This window comes from Myxococcus vastator (assembly GCF_010894475.1).
Lineage (GTDB): Bacteria > Myxococcota > Myxococcia > Myxococcales > Myxococcaceae > Myxococcus > Myxococcus vastator.
Genome location: NZ_JAAIYB010000288.1, coordinates 1 through 10,995, shown reverse-complemented (window position 1 = coordinate 10,995; position 10,995 = coordinate 1). Strand labels below are relative to the sequence as shown.

Sequence of the window (10,995 nt, the reverse complement as noted above, 5' to 3'; positions counted from 1 at the left end):
TAAGAGACAGGCCCCGTAGCCCACGGCGAGCACCCCTCACCGGAAGCGGCCCTTCCGGCGAGGGGCTGAATCCATCCAAGCGGTCCCAGGGGCCGGCACCACCCTGGTGTCCGGCGCGCTGACGCTGACGTGTCATCTCTCCGGCTGACGTGTCAGCGTCGCGTGACACGCGGCGACGCCATTGGCAAACATCGGAAATCACATCCATGTGAGCAACAACCACCGTGGCATGTGTCGTGCTCAAGCCACGGAGCGATGCTGCTCCACAAGCACCTCACCCCCGAGCTGAAGTCCCGGCTCGGACGGCTGACGACAGGCAACGGCTGGACGCTCCGGAAGGTCATCCAGAGTGGCCTGGACCACGAGGACTCCCAGATGGGGGTCTACGCGGGTGACAGCGAGTCCTATGCGCTCTTCTCCCCGCTGCTGCATCCCATCATCCGGGACCACTGTGGCCATGACCTGAGCGGACACACGAGTGACTTCTCCCTCGACGGGCTGCCTCAGGACGACCTGGACCCCACGGGCGAGTTCATCCTCTCCACGCGGGTCCGCGTCGGACGGAACCTGGCCCGGTACGCCTTTCCTCCAGCCATTGGCGCCAGGGACAGGGCCGCACTGGAAGCCGAGGTCGTCCAGGTCCTCTCCGGCCTGAGGGGCCACCTCGCGGGCGACTACCATCCCCTGGCCAGCCTCTCCGAGGCGGAGCGGCGGGAGCTGGTGCACCACCACGTCCTGTTCCAGCAATCGGACCGCTTCCTGGACAGCGCGGGCGTCAACCGCGACTGGCCGCGCAACCGCGGCATCTTCCACTCCGCGGACCTGCGCTTCATCGTCTGGGTCGGGGAGGAAGACGCCCTGCGCATCATCAGCATGCAGCCCGGCGCGGGGCTGGCGCAGACCTTCCTGCGGCTCCAGACGGCGCTCGAGCAACTCGACGGGCAGCTCGACTTCGCGCAGGACTCACGGCTGGGCTTCCTCACGGCGTGCCCCACCAACCTGGGCACCGCCATGCGCGCCTCCGTCCTCATCCGCCTGCCCCGCCTGTCACGGCGGCCGGACTTCCGCGCGCGGTGCGCCCGACTGGGGCTCGCGGTGCGGGGCCTGCACGGCGAACACTCCGAAGCGCATGAAGGCATCCATGACGTCTCCAATGCCGTCCGGCTGGGCGTCACCGAGCGGGACATCTACCAGCGGCTTCGGACGGGCCTCCACGCGCTCATGGAGCTGGAGTCCGCGGAACGCAAGCGCGGACACCCGGGCGCGGCGTCCGGGAGCTGAGCGCCCCCGGAGCGCCTCGCTTCACGCTCAGGACTTGGGAATCCAGCCGTCCACGAGCGCCTGGTTCTTCTTCACCCACTCCCGGACGGCCTTCTCCGGCGTGGCCTCTGCCTCGGCGACGGCGCCCATCAGGCTGCCGAGCTGCTGGTCATTCAGCTTGAAGTTGCGCAGCAGCGTCGCGACCTCGGGAAGGTCCTGCTCCAGGCCCACGCGGGTGAGCGTGTGGATGGACTCCTTGGCGCCGTAGACGCCCTTCGGGTCCTCCAGGAACTTCAGGTCCCAGCGCGCGAACTTCCAGTGCGGCTTCCAGCCCGTGACGACCACGGGGCGCTTCTTGGCGATGGCGTCCTTGAGCTCCGCGGTCATCGCCGGGCCGCTGGAGGGCACCAGCTTCAGGTCCAGCTTGTACTCCGCGATGGCCTTCTCCGTCGTCGTCATGATGCCCGCGCCGGAGTCGATGCCCACGATGGACTGGTTGAAGTCCTTCGCCTTGCCGTTGAGCTGCTCGATGCTGGTGATGTCCAGGTCCGCCGGGACGACCAGGCCAATCTGGGCGCCCTCGTAGGTGGTGCTCAGGTCCACCACCTTGCCCTTGAAGCGCTCCATGTAGCTCTGGTGGGTGAGGGGCAGCCAGCTATCCAGGAAGATGTCCGCGTCGCCGTTGGCGAGCGAGGCGAACACCGGGGCGACGTCCGCCATGGTGGTCGTCACCTCGTAGCCCATGCGGTCCTCCAGGATGGCCTGGACCAGGTTCGTCATGGCCACGCATTCAGCCCAGTTCACGTACACCAGCCGGACCACGGGCTTCTTCGCGGGGGCGGGCGCCTGGGTGTCACCCGCGGCGGGCGCCTTGTTCTCCTGCTTGCATCCGGGGGCAACGAGCAGCCCCGCCACGGCCGCGAGCAGCAGCGGCAGGCGGTTGAGAGAGGAAGTCTGCATGGGACGGGTCTCCTTCATGATGAGCGCGTCCGGGGCTTGCCCAGCGCGTGAGTCAGGCGGTCCAACACGATGGCCAGGATGACCACCGCGATGCCGCTCTCGAAGCCCAGTCCGATGCGGAGCTGGGTGATGCCCTTCAGGACCTGCTCGCCCAGTCCCCCCGCGCCAATCATGGCGGAGATGACCACCATGGACAGCGACAGCATGATGGTCTGGTTCACCCCCGCCAGCAGCGTGGGGACGGCGATGGGGAGCTGGACGTTGAGCAGCGTCTGGCGCGGCGTCGCGCCGAACGCGATGGCTGCCTCCACGACCTCGGCGGGCACCTGCCGGATGCCCAGGTTGGTGAGGCGCACCGCGGGCGGCATGGCGAAGATGACGGTGGCCACCACGCCGGGCACCTTCCCCAGCCGGAAGAAGAGCACCGCGGGGATGAGGTAGACGAAGGCGGGCATCGTCTGCATCAGGTCCAGCGCGGGCCGCAGCACCCGCTCCACGACGCGGCTGTACGCGGCCCAGATGCCCAGGGGGATGCCCAGCACCAGCGCCACCAGCGCCGAGCTGAGGACCAGCGCCAGCGTCTCCATGGTGGCCTTCCACAGGCCCATGTCCTGGATGAGCAACATGCCCAGCGCCGTGAAGACGGCCGTGCCCAGGCCGCACAGGCGCCAGGCCAGCACCATCAACACCGCGATGATGGCGTAGCTGGGCGGCAGGAGCAGCGCGCTCTCCAGGCCGCTGATGCAGGCCGTGAGCACCGCGCGGATGGCGTCGAACACCGGCGCGCCGCGCGTGCCCAGCCAGTCAATCAGCTCCTCGAAGCCTTCACCGATTTTCAGTGTACTCATGTCAGCGCTGCTCCCCCGCGATGCTGGCCAGCAGCGTGGCGCGGCTCACGATGCCCAGGAACGACTGGTCCTCGCCGACGACGGCGATGGGAATCTGCGTGGTGGCCGCCACCGCCACCAGTCTGGCCAGCGGCGTGTCCGGTGACGTGGTGGGCAGGTCCGTGACGAGCGCGCCGTCCAGGCTGTGCTTGTTCTCCGCCAGGAGCTTCAGCGCGTCCTCGATGCGCACCACGCCCATCAGCTTGCGGGCCTGGTTGGTCACGAAGAGCGTGGAGGTGCCCGACTCGCGCATCCGCTTGACGGCCAGGGCTGGCCCGTCCTTCGGGTGCACCACCGACTCCGGCCGCCGCATGATGGCCCGCGCGGTGAGGACCTTGGTGCGGTCCACGTGCTCCACGAAGGCGCGCACGTAGTCGTCCGCGGGGCTCGTGAGGATTTCCTCGGGCGTGCCGAGCTGCGCGATGCACCCGTCCTTCATGATGACGATGCGCCCGCCCAGCTTCAGCGCCTCGTCCAGGTCATGGGTGATGAACACGATGGTCTTGTTCATCCGGGACTGGAGCTCGAGCAGCTCGTCCTGCATCTGCCGGCGGATGAGCGGGTCCAACGCGCTGAAGGCCTCGTCCATGAGCAGGATTTCCGCGTCGGTGGCGATGGCCCGCGCCAGGCCCACGCGCTGCTGCATGCCGCCGCTGAGCTCGCGAGGCAGCTTCTCCTCGTAGCCCTTCAGGCCCACCAGCTCCAGCGCCTGCATCGCCTTGGGCCGCGACTCCCGCCGCTCCAGGCCCTGCATCTCCAGCCCGTACTCCACGTTCCGGATGACGCTGCGGTGAGGCAGCAGGCCGAAGTTCTGGAACACCATGGCCATCTTCCGGCGCCGGACGTCCAGCAGGCCCGCCCTGTCCGCCCGGGTGACGTCCACGCCGTCCACGTGCACGCTGCCGGCGGAGGGCTCGATGAGGCGGTTGAGGCAGCGGAGCACCGTGGACTTGCCGCTGCCGGACAGGCCCATGATGACGAAGATTTCGCCGGCCTTCACCTCGAACGAGGCCTCCTGGATGGCGACGGTGCAGCCCGTCTCCTCCAGGATCTGCTGCTTGCTCTGGCCCTTCTCCAGCAGGGCAATGGCTCGCTCCGGGTTCCCGCCGTAGATCTTCCGCAGACCGCGGACTTCAATCTTCTCCATGGGGCCGCTCAGAAGTAGTAGCCGACGTTGATGTTGAAGCGCGTGTCCCACGAGGCGTTCGGGTCGCCCTCCGCGAGCGCGTTGCCATAGGCCGGCCCCAGCCAGGGCTGGTTCTTCCCGCTGGCCACGTCCACGTAGGTGTAGACGGGCCCCGCGGTGACGAGCATGCCGAGCACGTTCTGCATCGACGTCTCGAACTCGGCGTTGGCCTTGTCGAAGAGGCTGAAGCTCTCATAGAAGGTCAGCTTCGTGATGGGTCCCCACGCCACGGGCACGTCGTACGCCAGGCCCGCCACGTAGACGGTGCCCCGGGTGGCCATCTTGTAGGGCGCGTCATAGGCACCCATCGTCACGATGGAGTCGTCCTGGCCCTCCGGGTTCTTCAAGTCGTAGCCGTAGCTGAGGACCTCCATGCGCAGGTTCAACGGGCCGTAGTAGCCGTCCAGGTGCACCGCGCCGGCCCAGTTCAGGCCATTGCGCCGGGTGACGCTGTTGTAGATCTGCCCGGTCTGCGCGGAGATGCCCACCTCCGTGCGGCCCAGGTCCCCGTGCTGAAAGGTATACGCCGCGCGCGCGTTGACCTTGTTGCTCTCGTGGTTCGCGCTGTCCACGCCCAGGTACGCCTCGCCCGGGTTGGCGCTGTTCACCTGCACCACGTCATAGGAGTAGCGCGCGCTGTCCGTGCTCCGGCCCGTGAAGTTGCCTTCATCGCCCTTGTAGAAGGCGAACTGGAGGTCCCACGGCCCCTGCGTGTGGACCAGCTTCAGGCCCATGTCGTAGTCGTCCTCCATGCCCATGTAGTAGGGCAGGGAGAAGAACCAGCTGTGCGAGGCGTACGGCAGCGCACCGAAGGGCACCCGGTGCACGCCCAACTGGAGCTGCGTCTCCTTCGTGAATTCGTAGCCCACCCAGCCGTGGTGGAGCATGGAGTACCCCGAATAGAGGCGGTACTCGGCGGACAGCAAGACCTTGGAAAGCCTGGCGTCGACGTTGAGCCGGAAGGTATCGAAGGCCACGTCGCCACCGCGGTTGCGGTTGTCTTCTTCTCCAGACCACGTCTTCAAGAAGGCATTGAGGCGCAGCGCACCACCGACCTTGAGCATGTCCGGGTCTTCCACCACCACCTCCTCCTCGGCGCGTGCGGCGGGCGCGAGCAGGCAGGTCAATCCGGACAGGAAAAGCGCATGCGAGAAACGAGTAAGACGGGTGGACAACCGCGACTCCTGGCAATGGACGACAGGCACGAACGGACCGGAAGGGGCCACACTCGTCCTGAGCGCCAGACTTGGCACAAGGGGCGGTCCTCTCCCGGCCACACACAGCGAGGACGCTGGCGCGCGAGACAGTCCACCCAGGGAACAGTACGACCAGTCGTTAACAGGTCGACCGGAACACGTCTAGACCTTTGAGCTCAAACGATGCGGGCCTGACTCAGCGCCGGAGCAGGAGGTAGCCCTGGTCGTCACGGCCGAACTGCTCGCGATGCGCCTCCAACACGGCCCTGGTGCGCTCGAACAAGCGCCTGGCCGAGCGGCTGGCGCCGACGGGCCGCTCGAAGAAGGGGGACTCCACGTGGAGGATGCGCCGCAGCCAGGGCTCGGCCCGATGAACGGCCAGCGCAGCCGTCACGCCGCCTTCAATGACCGCCCCCGCGGCGCCCCGCCATGCGCCGCCTCCAGGGCACGGTCCACGACGGCCTGCATCTGCAGGTGATGCGGCGCATGCGAGGCCGTCAGGGGGCATCCTTGTTTGGGAAACATGGGGAGACGGCCCCCACGCTGACGCCGGCACGCTCCGCGACCCGGTTGGTCGTGGCGCCTGTGTCCAGGCCTGCCATCATGGTAGAGACAGGAGTCGTCGGATTCACCCCCAAACCAGAGTAACCACCATGACCTTTTTCTCGCGAAAAGTGCTCGCCCTCCTTGTGTTCTTCATGTCCACGACCGCGCTCGCCGCGGAGACGTGGGTCCAGGGCCGCGCGGTGCTCCACGCCTGTGTCTATGCCAGCTCCTACGAGGCCCAGCTCGAGCTGAACTACCGCAACTACGCCCTGCCCTGGGGCACGTCCGTCTATCTCATCCACGGCTGGGGGGGCCTCGACAGCTTCGTCCCGTTCGACTGGGATAACACGCAGACCCTCGAAGTCTCCGCATCCGCGCCGTACACGTGGAGCACCACGGTGACGAGCATCATCTCCAACCGCACGTCGCCCAAGTGGTACGAGCACTTCGACTTCGTCTGGAAGGTCGTGCTCCCCAACGGTCACGAGTTCTACGAGAAGGGCAACGGCTCCACCTGGGGTTACTACGCCGCCAGCCTGCTGGACATCACGGAGCGCCCCTGCACGTCGGACGGCAACTTCGTGGGCCCCTTCTACCCGCTGTCTGTCACCTCCATCGAGAAGTGGTAGCCAGTTCGTGACGCCTCAGCGGCGGGGACGCCAAATCCAGACACCCCGCCGCGGTTGCCGATGATGCCTCTCAAGCTCGCGCGCGATGACCGCAATCCGTGTCAGTGGAGGGTGAACACGCGCCGCGAGTCATCCCAGGACATTCCATGGCGCCGCAGCACCCGCGCCAGGTCCGGCTCCACGGGCGGCGGGTGTGCGAAGGCGTCGAAGCTCAGCAGGTGGAACGTCCGGTCGGAGGCCGCCGACGCCAGCCACGCGCCGTCGGAAGAGAAGGCCACGGCGGAGACGAACCCCTGTTGCCCAGGCACTTCCCCCATGAGGGCCCCATCAGGAAGCCGCCAGACCTTCACCTCGCCCCCCATTCCGCCGGACGTCACGAACGCTCCCTGAGGCGCCACCGCGAGCGACAAGACGCCCACCGTACGCGCATCCATTGATGTCAGCACGCGGCCGTCATCCGGATTCCAAAGCCGGATGGGCTGACGCACTCCCGCGGTCAGCAACTCCCCGGACGCCAGGAACGCGACGGCGCGGACCCGGTCGCCCGCCTCCAGGACGCGCAACCCCGCGCCACGCGCCACGTCCCAGACCCGCACCGTGTGGTCCGCTGAGCCCGAAGCCAGCCTTTCCCCCGTGGCATTGAACGCCAATGCCCACGCCTTCCCGGTGTGCCCTGACAGCCGGGCCACCTGGACCGCGGACGGGACAGCCCAAAGCACGACGTCCTGCGCCACCCCGGCCGCGAGCAATGCGCCGTGCGGGCTGAAGGCCAACGCCCGGATGGACTCACGCTTGGCGGGGAGCACCATCACCTGGATTCCGGACCAGACGTCTCGCACACGCACCTCCCCCTTCAACGTTCCCACCGCGAGCAACCGCCGGTCAGCGCTCACGGCCACGGCCCCCACCGCGTCTGGTGCCTCCAGGCGGGAGTGGAGTTCGCCGCTGGACGACACCGACCAGCTCCGCAGGCCGTCCTCCCCACCCGAAACGAAGCCATCTGGCCCCACGGAGGCCAGCACCTCAGGCCAGGCGGGCAACTCCCGCAGCAGGATGTCCGGAGGTCCCTCGGGCCGTGACCAGACCTTGAGGACGCCGTCCATGCCACCGGACGCGAACGTGCGTCCGTCCGGTGACAGGGCCACGGCCATCACGAAGGTCCGGTGCGCATCCAACCGCTCCAGGACCTCGCCGCCGCCGCGCACGTCCACGCGCTGCACGCGTCCCTCCCAACCCGCCTGCACGAGTTGATGGAAGCCAGCGTCGATGGCCACGGCCGAAAGCGCCCCCGTGTTGCGCTGCACGTCGAGCAGCGCACCGGACCGGGCATTCCAGAGACGGATGGCCCGGTCCGCGGACGCGGTCATCACCCGCTCGCCATCCGCGGAGAACGCACAGGACGCCACCTCATCCCCATGTCCGGTCAGCCGGTGCAGCTCGCGACGCGCCGTCAGGTCCCACACCCGCGCGGTCCGGTCCATGCTCGACGACACCAGCCTTCCCCCGTCAGGCGAGAAGGCCACCGCGATGACGATGTCGTCATGTGTGAAACGGAGCACCTCCGCGCCATCACGGAGGCGCCAGACACGAACCGTCTGGTCCAGGCCACCACTCGCCAGCCACTCACCGTCCGGAGAGAAGGCCAGCCCCCGCACGACATCCGTGTGCCCGGACAGCAAGGCCACCCTGCGGCCCTGTGTCCAGTCCCAGAGCCAGAGCGCGCCGGGCCTGCCAGCGGCGGCCAGCCAGCGACCATCCGGCGAGAACGCGAGGGCGTGGAGTTCGGCTTCGTGGCCTTTCAGCTCCGCCACCTGCGCTCCGGCCTCCACGTCCCAGACGCGCACGACCGCGTCATACCCTCCCGACGCCAGCAGCCTGCTGTCTGGTGAGAAGGCCAGCGCCAACACCGAACCCTCGAACGGCTTCGCCCACGCGAGCGACGAAGCGCGCTGCTCCGCCCACACCTGGCCCCAGCGCGCCGCGGGCGAATCCTCCGTGTGCCTCGCGGCCGCGAAGTAGCCCGCCGCCAGGGCCCATTGCTTCGTCTCAATGGCCGCGTCGCCGCGCGCCCGGAAGAGCTCGGACCGGGCGTCTCGCACCACCGCGGCCTCGGGCGAGGAGCGCCGCCCCGCGCAGGACACCGTGAGCAGGACCAGGACCCACCACCACGAACGCAGGCGCATTCTGGATTCATCACCCGGGACACGGACGCGGCACAATCCCCTTCGCGCAATGAATGAGGCGTGGCGGAACCGACACCGAGAATTACTGCTTTTGCAGTCTTCACGTGCTCTAGGGTGGCTGACCCATACGCCATCCCCCGGAGCCACTCGTGTTTCAAAATTCCCCCTTCTGCCGTGCATGGTTGGTCGTGGGTGCCCTGGCGCTCCCACTGGCCTGTGGTCCCCAGACGGAACTCGACGACGCCTTCTCTCGTGACGAACTGGGGACCGTGGAAGCGAACCTCGCGGCGCCCACGCTGCTCGGCGCCACCGCGGGAGACGCCAAGGTGACGCTCCGATGGAGCCCGGGCCCGCTCGCCACCGAGCGCTATCAGGTCCGCTTCCGAGTGGGCACCGGGAGTTGGGCCTACCGCTCCCCGGGAGCCACCACGACGTATGACGTCACCGGACTGACGAACGGCACGGCCTATGAGTTCCGGGTCCGCATCAAGGGCTCCACGGGGGAGACCACCTCCGGCTACTCCAATGGACTGCGTGCGACGCCCACTGCGTCACAGCCGGACTGCACCGGCGCCAAGGCCCGGCACATCAGCCCCACCGGAGCGGGGACCCGCGACGGCCTGACGGCCCAGAACGCGGGCACGATGTCCAACCTGAACGCCTTCATCGACGCCGTGAGCCCGGGGGGGCAGGTGTGCCTCCACGCCGGCACCTATCCGACGGGCCACACCGTCACCCGCGGCGGCACCGCGCAGGCGCCTGTCACCCTCAAGGGCTTCGGCGGGCGGCCCCTCTTCCAGTCCACCTTCGATGCCACCACCCGCGCGAAGACGGGCCCTGTGGCGTTCAACGTGCGCGCCAGCCACCTCGTCTTCGAAGACATGGACTTCCACCGCGTGGGCACCTGCTTCGCGTTCCGGGCCGTGGCGCCCACGACGAACGTCACGCTCCAGCACTTCCGGGCGGAGAACGTGGCAACGTGCGTGGACGTTGAACGTTCGAAGAGCGCGGCCTTCACGGACCTCACCGTGCGCGACGCGATGATCCTGATGTTCACCCGCGGCGGCATCTTCCTTGGCTCGGGCACGGCGGGCGCGCTCATCGAAGACACCTATATCGACATGCAGCCCTCGCGTATGGGCGGCCAGGGCAGCGATTATCCCGTGGGTATTGCCCTCTACGACACCACACGCGACGTGGTGATTCGCCGGGCCACCGTGCTCAACGTCGTGGGCAAGAAGACGGACTACACCCAGGGCGACGGCATTGACGGGGAGAGCACCGCGAGCGACGTGCTGGTAGAGGACAGCTACTTCCGCGGTGCCCAGGATGGCTGCATCGACACCAAGGTCCGGAACATGCTCATCCGTGACACGGTCGCCGCCGACTGCAAGCGCAACTTCCGCCTGTGGAACTCGGCGACGCCCGGGCCGCGCGTGGAGTCGGTGAGCAGCTATCAGCCACGAGATGCCCACTTCTTCATGCGCTCCGGCACCAGCACGTCCACGGATGTCGCCGTGTACTCCAGCAATGCCGCGCGGCTGGTGGCGTATGACTGCGATTTGACCTGCGTCTTCAACGTCGCGGGCCTCCAGGGCACGTTGCTCGACGCCAGCCGGCTGAACGCCACCGGCGCCGTGACTGGCAACACGCTCATCTACGGCCAGCCCGTCGCCATTCCGCCCGTGCCCAACCCCACGCAGTTCACGCCGTAAGGCAGTCGCGCCACCGTGGCGGTTGGCCCTTTCGATTCGGGGAGCACCCGAAGGCGGACCGCTCCCTCATTCCCAGCAGCACTCGCCACGGCGGCAGCCTGCCGACACCACCTGCTCCCTCGCTCGCGGATCACATAGATTGCGGAGGAACCGCTCAATCGGGGCAAGCCCACAAGCAGCTTTTTGGATGGCTGGTCGCGAACCAAGCACTTCTGTTGCTACGTTAGCACGAGTCGCGGTTCCCCAGGTGGGCAGCGCACCCTCACAACTGAGAAAATACCAAATCTTGTGCACGGCCTCAGGACCCCAGACCTGATGCGTTCTCGGGTGTCTGCGATTTCGTGAGGAGGCCGCGTGAGAGTGAGGCGCGGTGCGGCAAAGCTTCGCCGTTCGGCCTGGGCGCCGTGCGCATGGAGGAGAGTGGCGGCCAGAA

Annotated in this window: 9 protein-coding genes; 3 read left to right on the top strand and 6 right to left on the bottom strand. The window is 67.8% G+C overall.

Going from position 1 to position 10,995, the window contains the following annotated elements; genetic code table 11:
• The first annotated feature begins 255 nt into the window (after positions 1-255).
• On the top strand, positions 256-1,281 hold the full coding sequence (locus tag G4D87_RS24900) for a phosphagen kinase (protein WP_163784709.1): 1,026 nt from the start codon (positions 256-258) through the stop codon (positions 1,279-1,281).
• Positions 1,282-1,308: 27 nt separating this feature from the next.
• On the opposite strand, the gene G4D87_RS24895 is transcribed toward G4D87_RS24900, so the two are convergent.
• The 5 genes from G4D87_RS24895 to G4D87_RS24875 form a co-directional block, all read right to left on the bottom strand.
• Positions 1,309-2,220, bottom strand: a complete 912-nt coding sequence (locus tag G4D87_RS24895; RefSeq protein ID WP_240358572.1) for a glycine betaine ABC transporter substrate-binding protein — start codon at positions 2,218-2,220, stop codon at positions 1,309-1,311.
• Between the two features lie 14 nt (positions 2,221-2,234).
• Positions 2,235-3,068, bottom strand: coding sequence for an ABC transporter permease (locus G4D87_RS24890; RefSeq protein ID WP_163784707.1), 834 nt, complete (start codon positions 3,066-3,068; stop codon positions 2,235-2,237).
• Position 3,069: 1 nt separating this feature from the next.
• Positions 3,070-4,254 carry a quaternary amine ABC transporter ATP-binding protein gene (locus tag G4D87_RS24885; RefSeq protein ID WP_163784706.1) on the bottom strand — a complete coding sequence of 395 codons (1,185 nt, stop codon included), beginning with the start codon at positions 4,252-4,254 and terminating at the stop codon, positions 3,070-3,072.
• Between the two features lie 8 nt (positions 4,255-4,262).
• On the bottom strand, positions 4,263-5,420 hold the full coding sequence (locus G4D87_RS24880) for a putative porin (RefSeq protein WP_163784705.1): 1,158 nt from the start codon (positions 5,418-5,420) through the stop codon (positions 4,263-4,265).
• 265 nt (positions 5,421-5,685) lie between these two features.
• Positions 5,686-5,883 (bottom strand): hypothetical protein, encoded by a 198-nt coding sequence (locus tag G4D87_RS24875; RefSeq protein ID WP_163784704.1) that lies wholly within the window; start codon positions 5,881-5,883, stop codon positions 5,686-5,688.
• Positions 5,884-6,187: 304 nt separating this feature from the next.
• Here G4D87_RS24875 and G4D87_RS24870 point away from each other — a divergent pair, with 304 nt between their 5' ends.
• Positions 6,188-6,664 carry a hypothetical protein gene (locus tag G4D87_RS24870; RefSeq protein ID WP_163784703.1) on the top strand — a complete coding sequence of 159 codons (477 nt, stop codon included), beginning with the start codon at positions 6,188-6,190 and terminating at the stop codon, positions 6,662-6,664.
• Positions 6,665-6,765: 101 nt separating this feature from the next.
• On the opposite strand, the gene G4D87_RS24865 is transcribed toward G4D87_RS24870, so the two are convergent.
• Positions 6,766-8,847, bottom strand: coding sequence for a WD40 repeat domain-containing protein (locus G4D87_RS24865; RefSeq protein ID WP_240358571.1), 2,082 nt, complete (start codon positions 8,845-8,847; stop codon positions 6,766-6,768).
• 269 nt (positions 8,848-9,116) lie between these two features.
• On the opposite strand from G4D87_RS24865, the gene G4D87_RS24860 reads away from it, so the two are divergent.
• A complete protein-coding gene (locus G4D87_RS24860) occupies positions 9,117-10,562 on the top strand; it encodes a fibronectin type III domain-containing protein (RefSeq protein WP_163784702.1) in 1,446 nt (481 codons plus the stop codon).
• The last annotated feature ends 433 nt before the right edge of the window (positions 10,563-10,995 follow it).

Coding starts and splice junctions, on each gene's coding strand:
- G4D87_RS24900 (WP_163784709.1), top strand. CDS start 256: ATGCTGCTCCACAAGCACCTCACCCCCGAGCTGAAGTCCCGGCTCGGA.
- G4D87_RS24895 (WP_240358572.1), bottom strand. CDS start 2,220: ATGCAGACTTCCTCTCTCAACCGCCTGCCGCTGCTGCTCGCGGCCGTG.
- G4D87_RS24890 (WP_163784707.1), bottom strand. CDS start 3,068: ATGAGTACACTGAAAATCGGTGAAGGCTTCGAGGAGCTGATTGACTGG.
- G4D87_RS24885 (WP_163784706.1), bottom strand. CDS start 4,254: ATGGAGAAGATTGAAGTCCGCGGTCTGCGGAAGATCTACGGCGGGAAC.
- G4D87_RS24870 (WP_163784703.1), top strand. CDS start 6,188: ATGTCCACGACCGCGCTCGCCGCGGAGACGTGGGTCCAGGGCCGCGCG.
- G4D87_RS24865 (WP_240358571.1), bottom strand. CDS start 8,847: ATGCGCCTGCGTTCGTGGTGGTGGGTCCTGGTCCTGCTCACGGTGTCC.